This is a genomic window from Paenibacillus lemnae, from assembly GCF_012933385.1.
Taxonomy (GTDB): Bacteria; Bacillota; Bacilli; order Paenibacillales; family Paenibacillaceae; genus Paenibacillus_AQ; species Paenibacillus_AQ lemnae.
This window is the reverse complement of the sequence record NZ_JABBPN010000016.1, coordinates 33,671-58,436: the sequence shown is the minus strand read 5'-3', so window position 1 is coordinate 58,436 and position 24,766 is coordinate 33,671. Positions and strand designations below refer to the sequence as shown.

Sequence of the window (24,766 nt, the reverse complement as noted above, 5' to 3'; positions counted from 1 at the left end):
ACACGAAAAGATGGAATTCCGCCTTACTTTTTGTCTTGAAGTGGAGAAATAAAGGTCAGGTTCCGCTATAATAAAAAGGTCATGGCACGCTTTACATTCTGCCATCCTTTAAATTCCTGATACAGGGAGAGAACTACGATGACGTATGTCAATACTTCCGAAATTTCGGCTCATGTGTTTGTGACCGTGCTGCTGTTCCTGCTGGTGATTGCGCCGCTGTTCAGCTTTGCGATTTTAAAATTTTTTCAGGGGAAGAAACGGACGGGCCTGATGCTGGTCGGCGCCGGTGTTGGGATTTATGCCTTGTTTCAGATCATCACATCCTGGATCGTTTGACGCAATAGACAGCCGAAGACCATCAAAGAAAAAAGCTCTCTCCCTTGGCGGAAAAGAGCTTTTTTTCTTATTTATTAAAAAAGAGGTCGGGCTTAGCCTTCAGCCGGTGCCAGTGCTTTGCTGAACTGCAGCTTGTTCATGCCCATAATGCGGTGCTCTCCGATAATCGTGAGCGGAACTGCGCGGACGCCCATATCCCATACCTGTTGTGCAAAATCGTCGTTCGTCTCGATGTTGCGTTCTTCGTATTCCACTCCCTGCTCAGACAGGTAGCTTTTTACCTGCTTGCAGTGCGGACAGTTGCTGGATGTGTATACAATTGCGTTTGCCATAATCGTTCACCTCGTATATAAAATGTAGTCCGTATACTATACCCGGATGATATCCAGTTTAAATCACAACGGCACTGTGTTCCAGACTTTCGATATATTTCTCACAGTCCATCGCTGCCATGCAGCCGCTTCCTGCTGCCGTAATCGCCTGTCTGTAGCGGGTATCTTGTACATCACCGCAGGCAAATATGCCCTGTACATTCGTCTCGGATGTGCCTGGATTCGTAACGATATAACCGTTCGGATCCGTTGTCAGCTGGTTATTCAGGAAGCCGGTGTTCGGATGGTGGCCAATCGCCACAAACACACCGCTGGCCGGGATGACTTCCTCTGCTCCTGTGTCATTGTTAAGCAACTTAATTCCGGTCACGCCCTGCTCTCCAGCTGTAACTTCCACCGGTGTCCGATTCAGAGCCCACTCAATTTTGTCATTGGCACGGGCGCGGTCCTGCATGATCTTGGATGCGCGCAGCTCGCCGCGGCGATGCACCAGGGTAACCTTGGATGCAAATCGGGTCAGGAAGTTCGCTTCCTCAAGCGCGGAATCTCCGCCTCCAACGACCACGATCTCCTTGTTGCGGAAAAAGAATCCGTCACAGGTTGCGCATGTACTTACACCTCGTCCGATATTGTCTTGTTCGCCAGGAATGCCCAGATATTTAGCCGTGGCACCTGTAGAAATAATCAGGGTTTCCGCTTCAACATCTCCGATACCTTCTACGCTTAATTTAAACGGACGCTGTCCCATATCCACACTGTTTACCCAGCCTGTGCGGAATTCTGCACCGAATCGCTCGGCCTGCTTACGCATATTATCCATCAGCTCCGGACCTTGAATCCCATCGATAAATCCCGGGAAATTCTCCACTTCCGTCGTTGTTGTCAGCTGACCGCCGGGCTGCGGACCTTCAATGATCAGCGGGTTCAGGTTTGCACGGGCCAGATAAATGGCGGCAGTCAATCCTGCCGGGCCGGTGCCGATAATAATGGATTTGTACATGTAGGGTTCCCTCCTCTGTATGTTTCACGATCTTAATTATAATTATTATAAACTAATATTTATTATGATTGGGAGGTATTATTCTGTCAATCATGTTCATCAAAATTTCATCTTGGAGTAGATATTCACCTCGCTGGTAGCTGCGATGGCAAGTGTTCTTACGATCGCTGTTGTCTCCAAAATGCTTGAATGATGATCAATGGAGTCATTTTGGAGACAAAGGCGACCGCTGCCGCTGGTCCAGAATAATTCGTTCACTCCGCAGTTTCGTGCATCTAGGAAAAGGTCATTGGACCAACTTAAAGAAGTGGCGATGCAGGATGAAACGCTCTGCAGTCGCCACTTCTTTGTAGTTTTTCTATTTACTTTCTGCTTTATTTACTTGGCGCGCAGCAGGCGAAGTCCGTTCAGAATAACGAGAATCGTGCTGCCTTCGTGCCCGATCACGCCCAGCGGGAGTGCTACGCCCTGGATAAAGTTTGCGGCAATCAATGTCAGAATGACGGTGACCGCAAACACCATATTCTGTTTCACGATGGCCCCTGCTCGGCGCGCGATTCTGACTGTGGATGCAATCTCCTCAATATTGTCATTCATCAGCACCGCATCAGCGACTTCCAGCGCGGTTCCGCTGCCCGATACGCCCATACCGATGCCCACGGTGGCCGTCGCCAGCGCAGGTGCATCATTGACGCCGTCACCGACCATCACCACATGTCCATACTGACTTCGAAGATCCTTGATATGCTTCACTTTATTCTCGGGCAGCAGGTCAGAGAACACCAGATCCACCCCGGTCTGCTTCGCGATCGCCTCTGCTGTGGCTTTCCGGTCTCCTGTCAGCATCGCCACCTTAATCCCCAGGCGCTGGAGCTGCTTGACGGCTGCTGCAGCCTGCGGCCGGACCGCATCCTGCAGGGCAATCATTCCAGCCACCTCTTCACCGCGGAGGATCACCGATACCGTCTTGCCCTGTGATTCCAGTTCCGCCCGGATGACATGCCAGTCATCCCCCTCTTCAACAGAGGAAGGTGCTGCAGCCCCGGAGACTTCACCGGACAAGTTACCAGTCCCCTGGTCCAGCACATCACTTTTCCCGATCTTCCACACCTGACCGCCAACGATGCCCTCCATGCCCCAGCCAGTCACGGATTCTGCGTTCTCTACAGGCTGAAGCGAAATGCCTTCTTCCGCTGCCTTGGATACAACAGCCTGGGCCAGCGGATGCTTGGACATGCTTTCCACGGAAGCGCAGATGCCCAGAAGTTCGGTCCGGTCATAGCCACTGCCTGCTATAAAGTCCGTGACCACCGGTGCACCTGCTGTCAGCGTACCTGTCTTGTCAAAAGCCACTACTGCGGTACGCGCCATGTTCTCAATATGGGCGCCTCCCTTGAACAAAACCCCTTTACGGGCCCGGTTGGAAATCGCGGAGAGCATGGCCGGCATGATTGAGGACACCAGCGCACATGGAGAAGCGACAACCAGAAAAACCATCGCCTTGTAAAATGACGTATCCCAGTCCCATCCGGCCAGCGGAGCCGCTAAGAGAATAGCTGCTGTCACGCCCACGACCACTCGTGCATATATCGCTTCAAAACGTTTAATAAAACGCTCCGACTGCGGAACCTCGTTCTCGGCTTCTTCGACCAGCTTGACGATTTTAGCAAATATCGTAGACTCCGCAGATTGCGTCACTTCAATGTAAAGCACACCATCGCCGTTCAAAGTGCCTGCAAACACCTCATCTCCTGCCTGTTTCTGTGCAGGGACTGACTCTCCGGTGATAGAAGACTGATTGACATACGAACCGCCACGGTACACCTTGCCATCAGCCGGGATCAGCTCTCCCGGTTTTACGAGAATCAGATCTCCGATTTCCAGCTTGCCGATCGCTACTTCAACCATGTTCCCGTTATCCAGCCGCAATGCAGTCTCCGGCTGCAGTTCCATCAATGATGAAATATCCTTGCGGCTGCGCTCCATCGTATAACTTTCGAGCGCACCGCTCATGGCGAAGATGAAGATCAGCATGGCTCCTTCGTTCCAATAACCAATGGAAGCTGCGCCGAGCGCTGCGGCGATCATCAGCAGATTGACATCCAGATCCCGTTCTTTGATCAGCGTTTCGACGCCCTCCTTCGCCTTGATCCAGCCGCCAACGGTATACGAGATAATATAGAGCATCACCGATACCCATTCAGACCAGCCGCTGACGCCCCAGGCGGTCAGCATCAGCACACCGCTGCCGACCGCAGCCAGCACCTCCGAATTGCTGAACAGGCTGCGAAGATCCCATTTACTGCCTTGGCCCGGTTCCCTCGGTCCTTCCCCTTGCTGAACCTGAGAGACTGGCCGTGATGCTGTATTCTGTGTCCATTCCATGTTTTATTCCTCCCGCACTTGAGAATGAGATCCATTCTTATTGCCCTTAAAATGACTCATGCTGCCCCGGCTAAACCGGAGCAGCATGCTAAATGAGAATGAGAATCGTTTTTGACTGAGTACAATTTATTTTCCTTAACGCAACTTTATGAATATATAATACCCATATTCGGTGGGTGTGTAAACATCCAGCCGCCTAATTTTATAAAATTGTTCTCCAACCCATTCTGCTCACAACTAAAAGCGCCCGGCTCCCTTGATTGATCAAGGGACCGGGCGCTTGCTATATTCACATACGGGGCTGTGATTGTACGTATGATCTCTAAGCCTCTTCAGCAGAGGTGAAGCGGTCATCACTCATTTCCAGACGGAGTCCGGTGAGCTTTACCGCTGCCACATCTTCAGGGGCACAGCACACGCCCAAAATCTCCAGCCGGTACACGGTCCGGAGATCAGAAGATCTGATATCCCCGCCTGCACGAAGAATCATATTGGGCTTGATCATCCGGATCACCCGCACGGTTTCTTCCAAATGCGAATGAAGCAACGCCGGACTGGCCCATTCACTTACCGGTTCATCCAAGGGAATCAGGCGTGAAGGCCCTCCGAGCGGGTGCCCTTGCTCCAACAGATGAAATCGGGACGCACTCTCTGTATCCATGACGATCAGATCTGCCGAACGGGCAATACCCGCCGCATCAGACGGCGCAACATCAGGGTGCAGGAGAGCTCCTATTTTAAGACTCCCATCCCATCGGTGTGAACCCAGTGTTTGACGTCCCACCTCTTCGATCAAATCATAGGCAGCCAAAAACTCCTCTTCATCCATCGGCCATAAAGCCAGCAGCTCCAGCTGACTATATATTTCTTCTTCCTGGCAGCGTGCCACGGCTCTGAACAGAGACTCCAGCTGAATATCCTGCAGCTCCAGACGTTCTTCAGGGCGGCTGTCCGCCAAGGCATCCCAGACGAGACTGACCGCGCAGGGGCGTGCCCCAGCCGCCTGGAAAATCGAAGCCCAGGATTCAGTCCATAAAGATACTATTCGCCTGCGGTAATGGACCCGCCGCTCTTCATCTTCCCTGCACTGCAGCCAATCCTGATACACCTGCAGCAGCCCGTCTTCACGTAGAATTTCTTCACCGCGTATGAGGCCGATTCCCTGCGCTCCCCGCAGCATGCCTTCATGGGCTTTTTCTTTGGAATCGGCGCGAACCAGTACCTTCAGTCTTCGTCTGGTATCACTCCATGCCAGCAATCGCTGGATGGAAGCCTCCGCCTGATTATGCAGCATGCCGGTGGCGGAATGGTCTTTCTTGCAGAGCATCGACTCTATCTCATCAGGCGGAGCCAGAAGCAGCAGCGCTTCCTCATGAGTGATCCCTCCCTTGACCGCCAGATCACCAAGCCCTTGCAGCTCGGAGTATGTCTCGGACGGACGGTCACGATCCCACCGGGTGAACAGATCATAAAAGCGTTTACCAGTCTCCATGCCATGTGCCCGTTTCGCTTCCGTCATAAGTGGATCCTACCTCTTTTCTTATGAAGTGTGGAGTTGGCGGTTTCCCTGCCTCCCTACAGATTATTGTGGCTTTTCCTGAAATATACGGACGATCACAGCTTTTAGGCAGACAAAAAAAGAAACACCACGGTATCGTACCGCAGTGTCTCTTCTGGATCCTTACTGTGATTATTAAAAAGATACGTTACTTCTGACTCGCGGCCAATGCCTGCTCAAGATCGTACAGAATATCGTCGATCGACTCGGTACCTACCGAGATGCGGAGCAGCTCCGGATTCACACCTGCACTGACCTGCTCTTCTGCAGTCAACTGCTGATGTGTTGTGCTTGCAGGATGAATAATCAGCGACTTGGAATCGCCTACGTTCGCCAGATGTGAGAACAGCTGAACGTTCTCAATCACCTTGCGGCCAGCTTCGCTGCCTCCCTTGATCCCGAACGTCAAGATGGCGCCTTGTCCTTTCGGCAGGTACTTCTGGGCCAACTCATAAGAAGGATGGCTCGCAAGGCCTGCATAGCTTACCCACTCTACCGCTTCGTGCTTCTCCAGATACTCGGCAACTTTCTTCGCATTCTCACTGTGGCGCTCCATGCGCAGGTGCAGTGTCTCGAGACCTTGCAGCAGCATCCAGGAGTTAAATGGCGAAATGGAAGCGCCGATATCACGAAGCAGCTGTACTCTGGCTTTAATGATATAGGCAATCGGTCCAACAGCATCCGTATACACAACGCCGTGATAACTCGGGTCCGGCTGGGTAAGTCCAGGGAACTTCCCGCTCTTCGCCCAGTCAAAATTGCCGCCGTCGACAATAATGCCGCCGATCGAAGTGCCGTGACCGCCAATGAACTTAGTCGCAGAATGGACTACGATATCTGCTCCATGCTCAATAGGACGAAGCAAATACGGGCTCGGGAATGTGTTATCCACGATCAGCGGAATGCCATTCTCATGGGCAATGGCTGCCACCGCTTCGACGTCCAGAATATTACCCTGCGGGTTACCAATGGTTTCGGCATACAGCGCTTTCGTATTTTCGTTAATGTATTGGCGGAAATTTTCTGGATCGGAAGAATCCACAAAGTGAACCTTGATGCCCAGCTTTGCAAGGGTGTTGGAAAACAAGTTATACGTACCGCCGTACAAGCTTGAAGAAGATACAATCTCGTCGCCTGCACCGGCAATGTTCAGAATGGAGAACGTGATGGCTGCCTGTCCCGAAGCCGTGGCCAGCGCAGCAGCACCGCCCTCCAGCGCCGCAATGCGCTGTTCGAATACATCGGTTGTCGGATTCATAATCCGTGTATATATGTTGCCGAATTCCTTTAACGAGAACAAATTGGCGGCGTGATCACTATCACGGAAGCCATAAGATGTTGTTTGGTACAGCGGTACTGCACGTGACATGGTGGTCGGGTCAATCTCCTGTCCGGCATGTACAGCCAGTGTTTCAATAGCCAGTTTGCGTTGATCTGACATAAGTATTTCCTCCCTTTTCTTCCGATGGAAAGATTTATAATGTGAAGAATTTCTCCCATTCTCTCATACTTTGTGAGTTTTGAAAAGAGGTAAAACCAATTAATCTGGTCGGAATTAAGCAAACCCTTACATCACTTATAAAAATTAAAGGCTGCGTGAATTTCACGCAGCCTTTAACAGGTAGATTAACGTCAACCTATCCTTAGAAACGCACCAGACTGTTGATCTGTACAGGCAGGCCCGTAGCTATGGCCTTGTTGGCTGCAATGCCGGTCAGGATGGATCTGGCACCATCGACCTGGTTGGCAGCACGGTTGTATGGATCCTCTTCAGGCTGGCCGAAGAGATCATTCAGCAGCACCGGATCACCGCCGCCATGTCCGCCTTCACGTTCTTCCACTTCCACTTCATAAGGAGCACCGAACATTGGAAAGACCTCCAGGCTTTTACCTTTCAGCGCACCTTCGAGCTTCTTGTCTCCCTGCGAGTTAACATAGGACTGCTCCAGAATCGACATTTCAATCCGGCCCTTGGTGCCGTTAATCGCAAGCCTGTATCCTTCCCAAGGCTGGTATGCGACGAGTGAGTAAGTCAAAACGGCTTTGTTCCGGTACTTCACCAGAACACCCATCGTATCTTCAATATTGATACCGTCGCCGAACACACTTTGGTCGCGTTGATAACCATCTTCACTCTCGGCGTCCAGGTACATGGATTTCATATGTTCATTGGAATCCAGGTGAAGCGCAAAAGGGTCATCCTTTGCCAGGGGATTGCCGGTCGAACGGTTATAGAACTGTGTAACACCGCGCTCTTCCGCATTCTCTTTTCCGTAGAACATCAGATCACCGAATGCAAACACCGTCTCCGGCTGGGAGCCGATCCAGAAATTAACGAGGTCAAAATGGTGGGTCGATTTATGCACCAGAAGTCCTCCGCTGTTGCGCTTGTCCCGATGCCAGCGGCGGAAATAATCTGCACCGTGACGGGTGTTGAGCAGCCATTCAAAGTGCACCGAGGTTACTTTGCCGATCGTATCGTTCATAATGAGCTCACGCACCTTGGTATGATGCGGCGCATAGCGATAGTTAAAAGTCACGCGAATGTTCCGGCCTGTTCTTTTGGATGCGTCCAGAATCTCCTGGCATTTCTCCTCATCGACGGTCATCGGCTTCTCTGTAATGACATCGCAGCCGAGTTCCATCGCCCGGATAATATATTTATGATGCGTCCGGTCGACGCTGGTCACGATCACATAGTCAGGTTTTTGTTCTTCAATCATCTGATCAAAGCGGTCCGCTGTATATGTGGACACTTCAGGATAATCATATTTTTCCCGGAGCAGCTGATTAGCATAGTTCATACGGGTCTGGTTAATATCGCAAAATGCTAAAAGCTCGGAACGGTCCCGGAAATGTTCAGCCAGCGCGCCATAAAAAAATTCAGCCCGGCCTCCGGTTCCTACCAGTACATAGCGTTTCTTCTTGCTCATCTCTATCGCCTCCTTGAATATAGGTATAGATTATAACAATAGAGCATTTATTTCTCCGCATATGATGCGAAATAAAGCGTTAACACCGCTTATTTTGCTATAATGTATTTAAAGGAGGTGGAGATGCATGTCGAACACCAGCCGAGCCGATTTTCAAGACGACTCCGGATGGCTGACGATGGAATATGACCGCAGATACGGTTACTTTTCGATGGCAGCAGACCATTATCATCCACAGTATGAGCTGTATTATTTAATATCTGGCGAGCGAATTTATTTTATCAAAGACCGCTCATACCGAATCCGGGCCGGTGATCTCGTTTTTGTGGACCGAAACAGCGTTCACAAAACGCTGGACAGCGGCCGTGCGGATCATGAACGGCTTGTCCTTTATCTCCATCCGGAGCTTTTCACACAGATGGATGTACCGTCTGATCTTACGCAGACAATCATGGAACCTTTTAACTGGGATATACCAATTTTGAGATTGCCATCCCCTTACAGCGAGGCGGCGGGGAGGATTGTGCAGGATATGGTGGAGGAAATGCTTCACCTCCAGCCAGGCAGAAGCCAGCTGCTTCGGCAGCGGCTTGTGGATCTGCTCGTGCTAGCCTGCCGGAACCATACCAGGGGACAAGTAACTCCTTCAGATATAGAACCGGATCTGCACCCTACGCTGCAGGCGGTGCTCCGGTATTTGAATGAGAACTACCGGGAATCCCTTCAGCTCCCGGATGTGGCTGCCAGCTTTGACATCAGCCCGTATTATCTCAGCCGTCTGTTCAAGAAGACGACCGGCTTTACATTCAGCGACTATATGAACCTGCTGCGGATCAAAGAGGCACAGCGTCTGCTGCGTGAAAGTGACATTCCGATCACGGATATTGCCTGGCAGGCGGGGTTCGGCAACTTTTCTCATTTTGGCAAAATGTTCAAGCGAACGGTCCATACTTCCCCCCGACAGTACCGGCAGCAGTATAAACAAAAACGCTGATGTGCAGAAACAATGCCCGTGTTCCACAGCCCTGCATCCTCGTACACAAAAAAAACAAGCTGTGCCGGCAGCCTGTGGAGGGCCGGTTCAGCTTGCTGCGGTTAGCTTGTTATGGTTAATCCTGTCTCACTTCACCCCAGCCGTAACCGGCTTCCGGGGAAGTGTCCTCCGGCATGCCCGGCAGAATCAAGCCTCCGTCAATCCGCAGATTGATGCCGGTGATGTAGGATGCTTTGTCCGAGCTGATCCAGGCAATAGCCTCCCCGATATCAGACGGGGTACCAATACGGCCGAGCGGGATTTTGCTGCCCAGCGGCTCATCCTCCGCATTTTGATCCAGCCGGTTGACAGTTGCCCCGGGAGCGATGCAGTTCACGCGAATTCCGTGACGCGACCACTCCAGGGCCAGGGACTGTGCTGAGCGCATGAGTGCTGCCTTCATGCCGCCATAGATGCTGTCTTTCGGGTATGCCCGCTCTCCCCGCGAAGAGGTAATGAAGATGATACTGCCGGGAATATCCCGTGCTATCATTTCTTTTGCCGCATATTTGCTGAGCAGAATGGGTGCACGGTAATCCAGATGGATGGTCATATCAATGTCTTCTTCCTCCATGTCGGTCAATACCGAATGGTTTCCGATTCCCGCATTGTTCACCAGCAGGTCGATCCGTCCCAGCTCCTCCACCGTCTTCTTGATGGTCTGTTCCGCCTCGCCACGAACACTCAGGTCACTCTGGATCAGCAGCGGCTCCTTGCCGTAGGTGTGACTGATATCCTGCGACACCGCTTTGATATCTTCATCACTGGAGTGATATGTCAATGCCAGCCGGTAGCCTTTTTCCGCCAGTACTTTGGCGACACCGCGTCCAATGCCGATACCTGCTCCAGTAACCAGTGCGACCTTTTCCTGTTGGTTTGCTCCTGTTGTTCCCATAAAACCTCGCTCCCTTCGGGGTGGTCTGTACAACTCTTCTTACCCCAATGAGAGCGCTTTGATTCTCTAAAACCGCTCCCCCTCCATATCGTCCATATGAAGAAAGAAAGCATCCTCCAGTGTCGGGTCCTTCTCCTTGTATTCCGGACCTGGCGCAGATTCACCCATCCTCCGCACGCGCACTCCCACGGACGACATTTGAAAATGAATCAGCTGCCGTTCTGGAATCTGGTGAAATGCCTGCAATGATATTTCTCCTTCCCATACTTTGGAGGGAACCGCCAGCTGCCAGGTTCGGACAGGCCCATTGTACCGGATATTACCGCGATGAAGCCAAATGACATAATCGGCTGCCATTTCCCACTCATTCAGCTCATGAGCGGCGACAACAACCACTCTGTCCTTGGCATAGCGGGTCAGATAAGAGATCAGAAATCTCCGTTCCTCCGCATCCATGCCATTCAGAGGCTCATCCAGAAACAGAAACGATGGCGAGGCGAGCAGCGCCTGAACGACGGCAATCCTGCGCTGCACACCCTGCGACAGCTTCTTGACCTTGGTACGTCTGTGGGGGTCCAGCCTGAAATCATTGATCAGCCGGTTGATCGCTTCCCCGGAATACACACCCTTCAGCTCGGCCAGATACCGGAGCAGCTTCTCTGTCTTCATATCTCCATACAGCTCAATGTCCGAAGGCACATACCCGATCTGGCTGCGAACGAGGGGAAGATGCTCCGCTGCCTGGCGCCCCTTGTACCGGATGGTGCCAGCATCCGGCATCCGGAGGGTGGTCAGCATCTCCATCAAGGTCGTCTTTCCCGCTCCGTTAGAACCTACGATCAGGTTGAGACCGGAATGCAGGGTCGCCTGCTCTACCTCCAGCCGGTAAGTACCTGCCTGCCGCGCAAGATTCTGAATACTGATCATGAGCGGGTCTCGCGCGAGGCTGGCCGGTTTTTGAGGCTTTGTGCATAAGCGGTAATGACCAGCAGTGCTCCAACGACCAGCACGACTGTATCTATCGACATTTTCATAACGAGGGGCAGCTGCTGGTACTGCAGCTCACCCTGAAAGAAAATCCAGACGACATAAGCAAGCACAGCTGCACACATGGCAGAAATGATCCCTTTTTTAAACATCATATACATTGCCGCGCCGCCGGTCAGCAGCAGAACACTCATCCATTCCAACAGAAAAGGTCCCATTAGAAAGTAAGAGCCCTCCGTATAGGTTGAGCGGATGCCCAGAACCAGCGTACTGATCATTCCAAGGCTCATGATAATTACCGTTACCGATAGAAGCCGGCTGTACAGCACGAGCGACGGCGGATACGGTGTAATCGTCTCTACCGCACGCATACCCCGGTCCCATGTACGGCTGCTGAACAGCATGGACATCATCAGAAGCACTGGGGTAATCAGCGGGAAGATCCCGCCGGGAATTCCGCCCAGTTGATCCATCGGATATCTCGGATCGATCAGCAAGACCAGCATGATAAATACCGCAGAGCTTGCAAGCAGGATCATCTTCTGGTTCAGCCGAAACTGATTTAGCAGCAGCTGTTTCAAGGAGGGGGGATCCACCTGCGGATTGAAGTCCAGCTTGGCAGGTGCCGCCCCCGCCTTTAACAGATCAAACTCATCTTGCAGCGAAGAAATCAAAAAGGCAGTCTCCTGAGTACTAGGCGGCTGGCGGACAGCCGTGGTCAGAGGCCCTTTCAATTCGTCTTCCAATCTTTGCAGCTCTTTATCGGACAGATGATCCATAGGAATACACCTCGCTTTCTCGGGATGGTTCAGCCTGTGCGGCCATAACCTTCTTCAACTTGCGCAAGCCGCTGTATAAATGGGTCTTCACCGTGCTTAGGGGGAGATCCAGCTGCTCAGAGATTTCCTGGAGCTTCATATCATGAAAAAACCGAAGCGATATTATATGCTGCTGCACATCCGGCAGAGCTTCCAGCGAAGCGGCGATCTCACTGGATGTTTCCTGCTGCTCCAGCTGCTCCTGGGCACCAGCGGCGTCATCTGCCGTTTCCGGAAATTCCTCGCCAGCCAGACCTTCAGAGCGGTAGGCCGAGCTTTTCCAATAATCCCGGCACAGATTCAGCAGCACCCGGTACAGCCAAGCCTTGACATGCTCCAGCGCTCCATGCCGGCGAAGATGGCGGATCAGCCGCAGAAAGGTCTCCTGGACCATATCCTGCGCCTTCTGCCGGTCTCCCAGCTGTCCTGAGGCATAGCTGAGCAGCGGTCCATGATAGCGGGTCACCAGCATTTCAAATGCCTCCTGGTCCCCCGCAGCCATCCGCTCTGTCAGTATCCCGTCACTGATCAAGCGCCTCTCCCCCTTCCGCTTTATCCTTTATCTTTTATTTACCCCCGGGAGACTCCACGATTTCGTTCCATCTCTGCTGCCATTGCGTATAAGTGACAGGTTCTTCCGGACGATACACGGCCTCCTGCTTATCGGGAAGCCTCAGTCCTGCACTATAAAATTCATTCAGCAGCGCTTTCACCTGCGTGGTTTTCCCTTCCTTCATCGCCTTGGCGACCTGTGAAACCATCTTCTGTCTGATCTTATCAGGATCTGTTTCTTGATCCACCCAGCCGAACAGAAATTGTACCGATCTTGCCCAGCTGTACTGCTCTTCAATTTGAATGTCCGTGAGCCCTTTCTCCTCCCGATAATACATATACCAGAACAGACTGCTAATCACATTCCGAACATCCTCCTGCTGTTTGCGACCATCTCTGTAAAATCCATTTTGATTACCAAACAGCAGGGCATTCATCCATTCTCCAGGCAGGCTGTTCACATCAAAATCGTAATAATAATAAACGGGAGAAATAATCAGGTCACTCTCCATATAACCATTGTAAGGATTTACATCATACCCGCTGTCCGAATAAAAAACCTGAACATCTTGTTTAGGCATCTCCGAGACCCAGCTGCTGAAATATTTATATTTTTGTGCAAAATCCTCTAATTGGGTCTGTGCATACGCCATATTATAAGGTGTCGTAATCATCTTGGCAGGAATGTCAGGACTGTGATATTGGATCAGATTGCGGCTCCCCAGCAGCGTAACACCTTCTACCTGCTCTCCCTTAAAACGCTGAATACCGTCATCCCGGCTCCATTCCCTGATGCTGGCATAAACGGGATTAGGATACCCTTCTACGGTTAATGAAAAGTCCACAGGCGGAAAGAGCATCCTCCTAAAAGAAACCGCCCGATTGATCGCGTCATCAGGATGGCCATGTTTAAAGTACAAAGACTGCTCACCTGCCAGCGGATACCAAGCCATGTAAGACGGAAGCTTGACCTCACCGCCGATGCTGAAGAGCGATCTTTTCTTGGTTTCACGCGGCAGATAGTCTCCCGGCTTCCCAAAGTATTCGATGATGACTTCGAGCTCACCTGATGCATCCCGGGGAAGCACCAGAGACAGCTGATCCCCCTGCCTGCGATACTCCACTTGGTTACCCTTGACGTTCACTCGCTCGACATGAAAGTCTCGGTGCAGCGTCATTGGAAATACACTTGCTTTATTCCAGCTGGAAGCAGGAATCGTCATACGAGCAGACAGCTGAAGCCTGTCATCATCCCGCCTTTTCAGCGAAATGTCATAACTGGATATGGTCGGCCTCAGAGAGACTTCTGGAATACTGGGGTCAGCTGCGTACGCGCTGCTTGCTGAATAAAGCGTTGGATCTGCGAGCATCTCACGGATTGCAGATGACCGCTCCTGCCATAGACTCAAATAAGAATTCAATCCCGCGGCCGCTATAAGAACACTCATAAAAGCGCCCAGCCACCACCATTTGATCCACATCGTCGGTCTTTTCAGATTAATCAGCAGAAGACTGACCACCAGCATAAGCACCGTAAAGGCCAGAACAAACCGCCAGGATATGGCCAATTCACTTTGATACAGATCATATCCCCAGATTTCACCGCTCATCAGATCACTGGACAAAAAAAATTGATTCAAATGGAACGTACGAAGCATATCCCATCCCATCTGACTAATAAGAAAAATGTCCATAAAAAAGGTACCAAACATCCAGGCACAAAATCCGATCAGATACACCACTCGGCCGCCGATACAAACCGCCAGCAGCATAGCCAGCGCCAATGTGACCAGATATGAAATCTCGGACTGCAGCATGAGCTGTAAATACTGCCTCCACACAGCTTCTGCAGGAACAGGCTGACGGACCAGAGAGAAATACATTATGGTATATGCCGGTAATGTAAAGAGCAGCAGATACAGCTGGCCTACAATATATTTGGCCGACATCATCATACTGAAGGAAATCGGCAGACTCCGGTTCCATTCAAAAGATGGCTTGCCGATGTCCCGCCGGACACTGATGATGCCGAGCAGCATGACAGGTCCCAGCGAAAGCGTATGGAGGATCGCATTAAACTCGAAAATGTCTCCAAATGTGCCTGGCTTCTCCGCAGCCTGAATCGAAAAAATAAAGAACAGAAAAATAAGATTGTACACCACCGGGAGCAAAGCAAACAGCGGATTTCTGAGGATCATTCGAAGTTCAAGCCTGCATTGTTTCAGCCATTTACTCATCACGTTCCCTCCGCAGCAAGGCGATGTAGCCCTCTTCCAAACCGGGCTCTACCTGAAGAGCATCCGGATGCGGCTTATGCATACTGATCATTCGGCAGATCATCATCCCTTCCTGTTGCCGGGAGGACATCACCAACGAGGGATCCAATGCATGATACTGCTCCGCACTTAACATCGCCTCCCATACATATCCCTGACCGCAGCCTTGAAGATCCTGCAGATCTCCGGTCATCAGCAGGCTTCCCTGGTTCAATACAGCCACCTGGCGGCAGTTGCTCTCGATATCAGCGACAATATGTGTCGAAAGCAGCACCGTCCGCTTCAGACTGAAGCGGGTCAGCATATTCCGAAACCGCACACGTTCCCGCGGATCCAGCCCGGAGGTCGGTTCATCGACGATCAAGACTTCCGGTGATCCCATCAGGGACTGGGCAATACCGATGCGCTGCTTCATGCCGCCCGAATAGGTGCGTACCTTTTTATCCGCTTTATCCTGCATGTTGACCATTTCCAGCAAACGTGCAATGTCCAAACGGCGTGCTTTGAGATCACTCATCCCCTTCATCACACCGACATAATCCAGGTATTCTCTTCCTGTCATTTGAGGATAAATATGAAAATACTGCGGCAGGTATCCGATCATCTGCCTGATTTCATCAGGACGTGTCAAGGGAATGCCCGCCACGGTGACATGACCGGAGGTCGGTGCGGCCAGACCGGCCAGAATGCGCATCAAGGTTGTTTTGCCGGCGCCGTTAGGACCCAGCAGTCCTGTCATTCCCTTGCCCAGCGTAACCGACACGTCCAGAAGCGCCCACGCCCCTTTTTTATAGGTTTTGGATACGTGCTCAATCGTAATCATACAGGGTTCCTCTCTATCCTATATAGACTGAAGTTAAAAGTTACCATTCAGGGAGGCTGCTATGGCAAGTGTTCTTACGACCGCTGTTGCCTCCAAAATGCTTGGAATTATAATCTGTGGTGGCATTTTGGAGGCAAAGCTTATGCTTTCGATGCTAGCTTTCCTGCGGAAAGCTTTTAGGCGGACGCTAGCGCTTCTCCAGAATCACTTGTCACCTCCGCTATAGAAGGGTTTATTCTATAGTTCAATCTATCTAGCTTCTATATATCTTTCTTTCATCACTCTGTTATCAAGCCGCGCGGCTCTTGTTTCTCTAACGAACATCATCCGCATAAAGTTTGAGCTTATCGCAAATTTTTCGTGCATTATTCTCCTGTGATTTCGTGCAGAGACAAGTATAGCCAGTAAGATAGGATATTGTCTATAAATTTGGTTTTCATTTGGTAACTAAACCTCATAAAACCTAATCTGGAAAGTTTTAAAATAAAATGGGAGGGTAATAGAAGGTGCTGCACCACAAATCAGACGAAGAGGTGAATCCTATATGTTCTATCATAGAAAAGAACTTCAAAACCCTGCCATGCCGGATGCTCCAGACCCGTTATTCGCAAAAAAGCTCCAGGAAATCCTGGGTGGTCAATACGGTGAAATTTCTGTTGCGATGCAGTATTTGTTCCAAGGCTTTAACACTCGTGGAAACGAAAAATATAAAGATTTGATTATGGACACCGGCACCGAGGAAATCGGTCATGTGGAGATGATTGCCACCATGATTGCCCGGCTGCTGGATGATGCGCCGGTGAAGGATCAGGAGGACGCGGCACAGAACCCTGTAATCGGAGCGATCCTGGGAGGTATGAATCCGCAGCATGCTATCGTATCCGGCCTGGGCGCCATGCCGGTGAACAGTACAGGTGTACCTTGGAATGCCGGCTACATCGTAGCCAGCGGCAATCTGCTGGCAGACTTCCGTGCGAACCTGAATGCGGAGTCCCAGGGACGTCTACAGGTTGCAAGGCTGTACGAGATGACGGATGACCGCGGGGTCAAGGACATGCTCTCCTTCCTGCTCACCCGTGATACCATGCATCAGAATCAGTGGATCGCCGCCATTCGCGAGCTGGAATCGCAGGAAGGTGTAATTGTACCAAGCACAGCACCTCCTGAACTGGAAAAACAGGAGATGTCTCACGTGCTGTATAACTTCTCAGCCGGAGAAGAAAGCAGCCTCGGCTCCTGGGCTTCCGGACCGGCACCAGACGGCGCAGAGTTTCAATATGCTGCTGAACCGGGACCCGTTACAGAGAAACCCGTGCTGAAGCCAGCTCCAGCTTATACGCACAACACACTGCCGGAGACCCCTTTAAAATAAAGTGCATTTAAGATAAATAAAAGGATGGTGAGCAAAATCCCGGAGGATTTTGCTCACCATCCTTTTTATATGTTAGAAATTCTAGCGGTGCTGCTCATAGGCGTTGGGGCGGCTGACAGACTGTATATATTGGACCTCCTGTACGGTAAGTTCAGGTGCCGCAGAAGCTTCTGTATTATGCAAAAGCTGACGGCTTGAGCTGGCTCCTGGAATGACACTTGCAACTGCCGGATGGGCCAGTGCATACCGTATGGCTGTCTGGGACATATCACGCTGGGGATCAAGTCCTTCACGCAGCTGCCTGGTTACCTCTAGCAGCTCGTCCTTGCTGTAGTCGAGATAACCTTTTTCCGATTTTTCCTCTGCCCGATCCGAAAGAATTCCTTTGGCCACCGGTCCCCGCGCTATAACCGAAATGTTATTTTCAGCAAGCAGCGGGAGAATTTGTTCCTCCGGACGGCGGTCCAATATACTATATTGGCACATGACGCTCACAATGCCGGAACGTTTGACATACTCGCGAATGACATTCGGACGAATGGATGAAATGCCGTATTCACGAATCCATCCATCCCGCTTCAGCTCCTCAAAAGCCTCGATAGTCTCATCGATAGGATCGTCCAGTGTGCCGCCGTGGAGCTGATACAAATCAATATAGTCTGTTCCCAGCCGGCGGAGGCTGTCTTTTACCGCAGATTGAATGTAGGCCTTGGACGGATCCCAGACCCAGCCATCCTTCCCTTCCTCTCTCCGGTTACCCACCTTCGTAGCAATCACAACCTGGTCCCTGCGCCCCTTCACTGCTCTGCCGACCCATTCTTCATTCATGCCGTTATCATACAGGTCCGCGGTGTCCAGCAGCGTCACTCCCTGTTCCAGCGCCTCGTGAAGAAGACGCACAGCATGATTCTCTTCCGTACCGAGGGACATACATCCCAGCCCGATCTCTCCAACGATCAGTTCCGATCGTCCAATCCGGTTTTGCTTCATGATCTATTCCTCCTCTTTGGCTAAACGGTCCCTTTTATTTAAAGCCTATTAACTTAATATATCACTCCAAACCTTGACAGCTGTAACAGCAATCAGCAAAACAAGTGCATACCGCAGCAGTTTTATATTCAGCCTTCGGCTAAGATAAGTGCCGACCGGCGCGCCCAGCAAACTGCCTGTTACCGCGAAAACAGCAGGCCAGAGAGGAATGCCCCCTGCCGCAATTTTACCGACAACCCCGCCGACAGCTGACATAAACACGATCGCTAGTGAAGAGGCAATGGTAATCCGAACAGGAATCTTCAGCACACTCAGCATAATAGGAATAAGAATAAAAGCACCGCCGGCACCCACAATCCCCGAAACACAGCCCACCAGAAAAGCAGCAGTTACCGCAGTCAATACAGGGTAGGTTACCTCGTGCAATGATTTGTTCTCGATGGAAGCCTGGGTCGGGATCAGCATCATAATGACGGCAATCACAGCCAGCACGCCATAAACCATATTGATGGCCGCACTATTCATCAGCACAGAGAAAATACTGCCTGCCAGACTGCCGATTAAGATGGAAACTCCCATCTGAATCACCAGCTTTTTGTGAATAAGGGACGTTCCTCCTTTTGCACTGATCCGGTTGGAGAGCATACCCGAGAGAGAAGCGAAGAATACCTGAAGCATGCTGATCGCCGCTACTTCCTTGGCTGTAAATCCTTCAAGCCCGAACCAGCCTGGCACATACAGCAGCATGGGAAAATTAATAATGGCTCCCCCAATACCGAGCAGACCGGAGAAAAACGCTCCGATGAGTCCTATTAGAATCATCACAATATGTAGTGTAAGCATGATGAAGAGCCCCATTCGTTATTTTTTCATAAAAAAAGAAAATAATAGTTCTGTACGCAGAGCTCATGATGCTCTATAATACCAAGTAAAGTCATCGGAAAAGGCGAGGTGTATCCTGTGCTCAGTAAACTGAAACTTTTGTTTGAAGACCGCTGTCCTGAATGCCAGCAAAAGCTTCTAACCAGCCATGATCATATGTCTATGACTAAGCACTGTCCGGATCACCATTATGCCGAAGAAACTTTCACCCAGCTGGGTGTTACGATTAAATATAAGCCCGACCCGCAAAACAAGTAAATGCATGTCAATATTGACACTCCTATTATGTTACCATATCTTCTTTATTGTGCGCACCGCGAATGGCATTTCGCATGATCAAACCCTGATATCGATTTTATGCTTTGGCGTGCTCTTCAGGATGTTCCCGCTTTTTCGGATCAGCAGAATGACAGCCAGGGTTGAAGCGATAAGGCCAACAGCAAAACCCATGAACATAAGTGTAAAATCATTGGCATCCATATTAAATCCGAACGGCATGACAATAAGCCAGCCCCCTTCAAAAAACAAATACCATTGCAGGCGCAGCTTTGCGGCATTCCTCAGCATAATCTTCCTCTGTTTCTCTGCCATCACCTGGACAGCACGGCATATCGTGTACAGCACAGTTAACCGGACCAGAGCTCCAGTAACCTGGAGCACTAATGCGGCTGCAGGAATCTGATCCAACCCATTGCCCAGCGGAATGTCTACGAATATAAACCATTCAGTGATGCTGAGGGGAAGCAGCAGCCACGTCATGATCCACGCGGTAGAGAAATAGGTATGTTCCTGTTTCAGCCGGCCCAGGCCTGCAAGTATAAGGATCACGCCAATGAGATCCGGCAGGATATCCAGGAATCCAATCCGTATATCCAGAAGAAGGAAGATCAAGCCCCAGGCTGTTTGGTTACAAGCCTTTCTCATTTGCAGATCTCCTCTCTTTCACCAACTCACGAACATCTGTGTTCGTGAGGTCTGGATACCTGTTCACATGGACAACATCATCTTCCCATGTCCCTTCCCCTTTCACGTCCTGGAAAGTCATCCTTAGGAATGTGTAATAAACCTCATCTGGTTCAAATTTATTCCGATTGATCCGGTAACGAATCTGGATGGCATCTCCCTTGTTCAGACTAAGAGGGAACTGCAGCTCCTCCAGCCGCTGCCCTTCCTCTTTCGGATCTAAAGGATCAACACCCCCATGATGTCCGTAACTGTATAACTCCGGACGTACATGATTATTGTATATTTCCGCATAGACATCCAGTTTCCCGCTCTCGATCAGGGAAGTATTCTGAAGTGCGGCATCCACCCATTGAACCGGACGATCTGCATGCAAAGAGCTGAAACCTGTTCCATTACTTGATGAGCCTGAAGAGGTATGATTTACTGGCATGTCGTTATTTTCATTTCCAGGCAGTTGGCGGATGGTTCCCGTCTCTATGATTTTGCTGGCTCCGTCGGTGAACATCACCTGAACCACAAGCGGCTTGGCGTCTGCTTTCGCTTGGTTCGAAGCGGTATCCTGCACTTCTATCTCCGTATGCGACACAATACCCAGACTGCAGAGCTGCTGATAAGTATAAGCGTTGCACGATGGCATACGATGCTGTACTTTCAATTCCGGGTTATCCGGAAAGTTGACTTGCATGACTTTGTGCTCTGTATTCAGATCCTCCAGATAATACAGGTCAAAGAATCCTTGTCTCTGGAGGTCAATATGATGATCTAGAAAAAGGGGCTCTCCCAGCTGATTCTGATGATAGTGCCAAAGATTCCAAGTCCAGCTGATGGCTGCAGCCAAGACCGCGATGCCAGCGGCCATCCAGGTTCTCTTCAATTGTCTTCCCTCCTGACGCATTTCATGAACTTGCTCCTTGTTATACTAACACGATGTACAGGCCCGAAGTTTGGATTTTAGAAGCATAAGAAATAATCGCCGCTGTTTTGGGTAATGATTACAGGTACGATCTATTCATACTTGGAGGAGGGTGAGACCCTTGAATCATTCATTAAAAGAGGTATCCGAATGGCTGAATGCACATAAGCAGCAGGAGCTTACGATTCAAAAGCGCGAGCTGGACGATCTGGACGAGATCCGGCTTACGGTGGACTCTGTCGAGCTTCAAGACGGAGACAACTGCAGCATCGACGATTATTTGGCCTGCCAGGTGCTGCTGCTGCGCGGCTCCGGAGTCATCGTGACCGACACCGAGGAAGCCCCTCTGCCTGCCGGGACATTCACCATCCCTGTAGAAAATTTGACCCGGACCGACGTGCAGGAGCAGCAGGTCACTCTTGAGAACGGCCGCGGTGTCTATACGATCTCGGTGTAGTTTCTCGGTGCAGCCAAGGAAAGAATATCTGTGCCAGACTTCAAAACAACGTCAAACAGCCGTCCCCGGCAGGTTCTTAACCTGCCGGGGACGGCTGTTTGATATTAATATTTATGGAGCTCATAATCCATATTATTTCTTCAGATTATCCCATGTTGCCTGCATGTCTTCCAGCATTTTATTCGTATCGGATTTACCTGCCAAGTAAGCCTGGATTGCTCCTGCAAATTCTTGACCTGCCCCGTCAGGGAACTTGGCAGACTGTCTGCCCAGTACTTTCTCAGCCTGTACATATTCCCATACAGCTGCACCGAGGTCACCCATATCTTCCGGTTTCGCATCAATGGTCGTGACAGCCGGGATGAATTTGAACTTCTGCACGATATATTCCTTACCCATATCGGAAGTTACCAGCCAGTTCAGGAAGGTTTTTGCCTCTTCCTTAACGTCAGAGTTCTTGTTGATAACCAGGTTTGCCGGTACGCCGACATTCAGCTTGTCATTTTCCTCAGCGTTGTCACCCATCGCCATTGGCAGATAGCCCAGGTTCAAATCCGGGTTGATGGCATCAATTTCTGTCTGTGCCCAGTTCCCGTTCTGCATCATCGCGGCTTTTTCTGTGGCCAGCAAGGAGATTGCCGTGTTGTAATCTGTTGTCAGCGGATTTTTATTGCCATAATCCAGCGTCAGCTGCAGCAGGCGGGCCCACTCCTCGAATTTCTCGTTACCCGTGATTTTCTCTGTTCCTTCATTTAAGCCTTGAATAAATGCGTTCGGATCCGGCTGTTGGGCAAAAGCAGGATTCACACCCTGAGTTCCAAGCAGCCACCATTCCTGATAGGCATTAGCAAATGCAGTAATTCCGGCTTCTTGAAGCTTTTTCGCTGCAGCTTCCAGCTCGGAGTATGTCTTAGGCAGCTCCGTAATGCCTGCTTGCTCAAACAAATCTTTGTTGTAGATGTAACCCCAGCCTTCCAGGTTCATCGGCATACCATATACTTTACCGTCTTTCGTCATCGGTTCTTTCGTCAGTTCAAGCAGATCATCTACCCAAGGCTGATCTGATAAATCTTCCAGATGATCCAGCCACATTTCCATTTCAGCATCCCCGCCGTTGGAGAAAATATCAGGCGCATCGTTGGATGCGAATTTCGTTTTCAGCGCCGCACCGTAATCGGCACCGCCGCCTACCGTCTGGATATCCAGCTGAATGTCCGGATATTCTTTTTCAAACTCGACTTTCAGTTCGTTCAGCCCATCTACGATCTCTGTTTTAAACTGGAATACCGTAACTTTCTTTTTCTCTCCGGATGCGGCATTTCCATTCTCACCTTCACTGCCGCCAGAACTGCCGCAGGCCGAGAGGAACATGGAACACACCAGAAGCAGTGCCAGTGTCAATCTGAAGTTTTTCATTGTTTTACCCCCTAATAATGTTTTATATATGTTCTTGCAAGGAAAACCAAATGAATCTTATGCCGCAGGCCATGATCAGCCTTTAACAGAACCTGCCGCGACACCTTCAACAATATACCTTTGAAGCGACAGGAAGAAAATAATGATCGGTGTAATCCCGAGCACTAGCGCCGGAAGCGCGATGTCCCACTGCTTGGAATATTGACCGAAGAAAGCAAAGGTGGCCAGCGGAATCGTCCGCAGCTCCGGACTTTGCAGAATCAGGGACGGAAGCAGATAGTCATTCCAGATCCATAAACAGTTCAGGATAATGACCGTAACCAGCATGGGTTTCAGCATGGGCAGTACGATCCGTCCGAATACGCCGTAGGAGGATGCCCCGTCCACCGTGCCCGCCTCTTCAATCTCCAGCGGGATCGATTTAACGAACCCGTGGAACAGGAAGATGGACAGCGGGATACCGAGCCCCATATAACTGAGGATCAGGCCGAACATGCTGTTGGTGACACCCAGCCAGCCGATCACCTTCAGCAAGGGAATCATAATCGACTGAAAGGGAATGACCATTGCCGATACAAACATCATAAAGATAAAGCGGTTGAGTCCTGTATTCGCCCGCACGAGGCGGTATGCTGCCATCGCACTGAACAAAGCGATCAGCAGATTGCTGATGATCGTAATGATCAGCGAGTTTGTTAACGCTTCCGGGAAGCGGGTCATTTTCCAGGCATTACTATAGTTAGACCAGTGGAACTGCGCCGGCCAGTCCGCCGCATTCACCATAATGTCACCCAGTGTCTTTACCGAATTGACAAGCAGGAAATAAAACGGAGACAGGAAGATCAGTGCAGCCAGCATCATGAGGACTTGGACAATAATGTCCGAAATCGACATGGCTGATTTGGATCTGGTTTTGGTTTTCATTACGCCTCCACCTCTCTTTTCTTCGTCAGACGTACCTGAACCAGCGTAATCGCAGCCACGACCAGGAAGAAGACCAGAGATTTCGCCGTACCCAAACCATAACGGTTTTTAACAAAAGCTTCATCATATACGTTCATGGCCAGTGACTCCGTAGACCGGTAAGGGCCCCCTTTAGTCAGTGACAGGTTGAGGTCGAACATTTTGAACGACCAGGAGATCGCCAGGAAGAGACACACGGTCACCGCCGGCATAATCAGCGGCACGATGATGCTTCTAAGGACCTGGAACCGGCTGGCCCCGTCAATCTCGGCTGCTTCAAGCACCTCTTTGGACACATTAGTGATTGAGGCGATGTAGATAACCATGAGGTAACCTGAGGACTGCCACACAAACACCATGATGATTCCCCAGAAACCTGTGGTCTCATCCCCCAGCCAAGGGAGCTGGAAGAACGGAATGCCAGTTGCCTCCCCCACAGTGGCAAAACCTTTGATAAAAATAAACTGCCAGATAAAACCGAGCAGGAGACCGCCGATCACGTTCGGCATAAAGAACACGGTCCGAAGCCAGTTTCTCATTTTAATATTTTTGGTCAAAAAGTAAGCCAGAAAAAATCCGACCAGATTGGTTAAAATGACACCCACGATCGTAAATTTGGTCGTAAACCAGAAGGATGTCAAAAAGGCATCGTCATTAGTGAACATCCGTTTAAAGTTATCCAGCCCGACCCAGGTCACCGTACCGGATACCCCGTTCCAGTCTGTAAATGAATAATACATCCCCATGACAAAAGGAATAATAATCGTTATGGCGAAGAACAGCAGCGCCGGACCGATATATACTGTCTGCTGCGCCAAGCCGGCCCATCTCTTGTTATTCATGAATGCTCCCCCCTCCAAAAAAACTCTGCTGCTTTTC

The 24,766-nt window shown here is 50.5% G+C and carries 23 protein-coding genes; 4 read left to right on the top strand and 19 right to left on the bottom strand.

The genetic code is table 11. The annotated features are described in order from the left end of the window. Positions 1-138: 138 nt before the first annotated feature. Positions 139-336 carry a hypothetical protein gene (locus HII30_RS15945; RefSeq protein WP_169506041.1) on the top strand — a complete coding sequence of 66 codons (198 nt, stop codon included), beginning with the start codon at positions 139-141 and terminating at the stop codon, positions 334-336. Between the two features lie 92 nt (positions 337-428). On the opposite strand, the gene HII30_RS15940 is transcribed toward HII30_RS15945, so the two are convergent. From HII30_RS15940 to HII30_RS15915, 6 genes are all read right to left on the bottom strand, one after another. Next, the gene (locus HII30_RS15940) at positions 429-668 is read right to left on the bottom strand and encodes a glutaredoxin family protein (RefSeq protein ID WP_169506040.1); all 240 of its coding nucleotides are present in this window, start codon (positions 666-668) and stop codon (positions 429-431) included. Positions 669-726: 58 nt separating this feature from the next. Further along, positions 727-1,668, bottom strand: a complete 942-nt coding sequence (gene trxB / locus HII30_RS15935) for a thioredoxin-disulfide reductase (protein ID WP_169506039.1) — start codon at positions 1,666-1,668, stop codon at positions 727-729. A gap of 378 nt (positions 1,669-2,046) precedes the next feature. Continuing rightward, positions 2,047-4,053, bottom strand: a complete 2,007-nt coding sequence (locus HII30_RS15930; protein WP_169506038.1) for a heavy metal translocating P-type ATPase — start codon at positions 4,051-4,053, stop codon at positions 2,047-2,049. 322 nt (positions 4,054-4,375) lie between these two features. Continuing rightward, positions 4,376-5,572: a PEP-utilizing enzyme, TIM barrel domain protein gene (locus HII30_RS15925; RefSeq protein ID WP_169506037.1), complete on the bottom strand. Its 1,197-nt coding sequence runs from the start codon at positions 5,570-5,572 to the stop codon at positions 4,376-4,378. A gap of 187 nt (positions 5,573-5,759) precedes the next feature. Next, positions 5,760-7,052: a homocysteine synthase gene (locus HII30_RS15920; protein ID WP_169506036.1), complete on the bottom strand. Its 1,293-nt coding sequence runs from the start codon at positions 7,050-7,052 to the stop codon at positions 5,760-5,762. Between the two features lie 202 nt (positions 7,053-7,254). Beyond that, positions 7,255-8,544: a Gfo/Idh/MocA family protein gene (locus HII30_RS15915; RefSeq protein WP_169506035.1), complete on the bottom strand. Its 1,290-nt coding sequence runs from the start codon at positions 8,542-8,544 to the stop codon at positions 7,255-7,257. 127 nt (positions 8,545-8,671) lie between these two features. Between HII30_RS15915 and HII30_RS15910 the strand changes: the two genes are divergently transcribed. Continuing rightward, positions 8,672-9,538: an AraC family transcriptional regulator gene (locus tag HII30_RS15910; protein WP_169506034.1), complete on the top strand. Its 867-nt coding sequence runs from the start codon at positions 8,672-8,674 to the stop codon at positions 9,536-9,538. A 115-nt stretch (positions 9,539-9,653) separates the two neighbouring features. On the opposite strand, the gene HII30_RS15905 is transcribed toward HII30_RS15910, so the two are convergent. The 6 genes from HII30_RS15905 to HII30_RS15880 all read right to left on the bottom strand — a co-directional run bounded on the left by HII30_RS15905 (position 9,654) and on the right by HII30_RS15880 (position 15,928). Continuing rightward, positions 9,654-10,472: an SDR family NAD(P)-dependent oxidoreductase gene (locus HII30_RS15905; RefSeq protein WP_169506033.1), complete on the bottom strand. Its 819-nt coding sequence runs from the start codon at positions 10,470-10,472 to the stop codon at positions 9,654-9,656. A 66-nt stretch (positions 10,473-10,538) separates the two neighbouring features. After that, complete coding sequence (locus tag HII30_RS15900; RefSeq protein ID WP_169506032.1) at positions 10,539-11,399, bottom strand: ATP-binding cassette domain-containing protein; 861 nt, start codon at positions 11,397-11,399, stop codon at positions 10,539-10,541. Next, positions 11,396-12,238, bottom strand: a complete 843-nt coding sequence (locus HII30_RS15895; protein ID WP_169506031.1) for a hypothetical protein — start codon at positions 12,236-12,238, stop codon at positions 11,396-11,398. The genes HII30_RS15900 and HII30_RS15895 overlap by 4 nt, the downstream gene beginning before the upstream one ends. Next, on the bottom strand, positions 12,219-12,809 hold the full coding sequence (locus tag HII30_RS15890) for an RNA polymerase sigma factor (RefSeq protein ID WP_169506030.1): 591 nt from the start codon (positions 12,807-12,809) through the stop codon (positions 12,219-12,221). Before HII30_RS15890 ends, HII30_RS15895 begins: the two co-directional genes overlap by 20 nt. Before the next feature lie 34 nt (positions 12,810-12,843). After that, positions 12,844-15,066 (bottom strand): ABC transporter permease/M1 family aminopeptidase, encoded by a 2,223-nt coding sequence (locus tag HII30_RS15885; protein ID WP_169506029.1) that lies wholly within the window; start codon positions 15,064-15,066, stop codon positions 12,844-12,846. Then, entirely contained in the window at positions 15,059-15,928 is an 870-nt protein-coding gene (locus HII30_RS15880; RefSeq protein ID WP_169506028.1) for an ABC transporter ATP-binding protein, read from the bottom strand. Before HII30_RS15880 ends, HII30_RS15885 begins: the two co-directional genes overlap by 8 nt. Positions 15,929-16,472: 544 nt before the next feature. On the opposite strand from HII30_RS15880, the gene HII30_RS15875 reads away from it, so the two are divergent. Continuing rightward, entirely contained in the window at positions 16,473-17,300 is an 828-nt protein-coding gene (locus HII30_RS15875; protein ID WP_169506027.1) for a manganese catalase, read from the top strand. A gap of 81 nt (positions 17,301-17,381) precedes the next feature. On the opposite strand, the gene HII30_RS15870 is transcribed toward HII30_RS15875, so the two are convergent. The 4 genes from HII30_RS15870 to HII30_RS15850 form a co-directional block, all read right to left on the bottom strand. Continuing rightward, positions 17,382-18,290 carry an aldo/keto reductase gene (locus tag HII30_RS15870; RefSeq protein ID WP_169506026.1) on the bottom strand — a complete coding sequence of 303 codons (909 nt, stop codon included), beginning with the start codon at positions 18,288-18,290 and terminating at the stop codon, positions 17,382-17,384. A 48-nt stretch (positions 18,291-18,338) separates the two neighbouring features. Continuing rightward, positions 18,339-19,133 (bottom strand): sulfite exporter TauE/SafE family protein, encoded by a 795-nt coding sequence (locus HII30_RS15865; protein WP_169506025.1) that lies wholly within the window; start codon positions 19,131-19,133, stop codon positions 18,339-18,341. A gap of 375 nt (positions 19,134-19,508) precedes the next feature. Beyond that, positions 19,509-20,096: a hypothetical protein gene (locus HII30_RS15855; protein WP_169506023.1), complete on the bottom strand. Its 588-nt coding sequence runs from the start codon at positions 20,094-20,096 to the stop codon at positions 19,509-19,511. After that, positions 20,080-21,012: a hypothetical protein gene (locus HII30_RS15850; RefSeq protein WP_169506022.1), complete on the bottom strand. Its 933-nt coding sequence runs from the start codon at positions 21,010-21,012 to the stop codon at positions 20,080-20,082. The genes HII30_RS15855 and HII30_RS15850 overlap by 17 nt, the downstream gene beginning before the upstream one ends. 160 nt (positions 21,013-21,172) lie before the next feature. On the opposite strand from HII30_RS15850, the gene ymzB reads away from it, so the two are divergent. Beyond that, the gene (ymzB, locus tag HII30_RS15845) at positions 21,173-21,508 is read left to right on the top strand and encodes a protein YmzB (protein ID WP_169506021.1); all 336 of its coding nucleotides are present in this window, start codon (positions 21,173-21,175) and stop codon (positions 21,506-21,508) included. A gap of 132 nt (positions 21,509-21,640) precedes the next feature. On the opposite strand, the gene HII30_RS15840 is transcribed toward ymzB, so the two are convergent. The 3 genes from HII30_RS15840 to HII30_RS15830 all read right to left on the bottom strand — a co-directional run bounded on the left by HII30_RS15840 (position 21,641) and on the right by HII30_RS15830 (position 24,729). Continuing rightward, on the bottom strand, positions 21,641-22,924 hold the full coding sequence (locus HII30_RS15840) for an ABC transporter substrate-binding protein (protein WP_169506020.1): 1,284 nt from the start codon (positions 22,922-22,924) through the stop codon (positions 21,641-21,643). Between the two features lie 75 nt (positions 22,925-22,999). Next, positions 23,000-23,818: a carbohydrate ABC transporter permease gene (locus HII30_RS15835; protein WP_425496003.1), complete on the bottom strand. Its 819-nt coding sequence runs from the start codon at positions 23,816-23,818 to the stop codon at positions 23,000-23,002. A gap of 29 nt (positions 23,819-23,847) precedes the next feature. After that, entirely contained in the window at positions 23,848-24,729 is an 882-nt protein-coding gene (locus HII30_RS15830) for a carbohydrate ABC transporter permease (protein WP_169506018.1), read from the bottom strand. Positions 24,730-24,766: the final 37 nt, after the last annotated feature.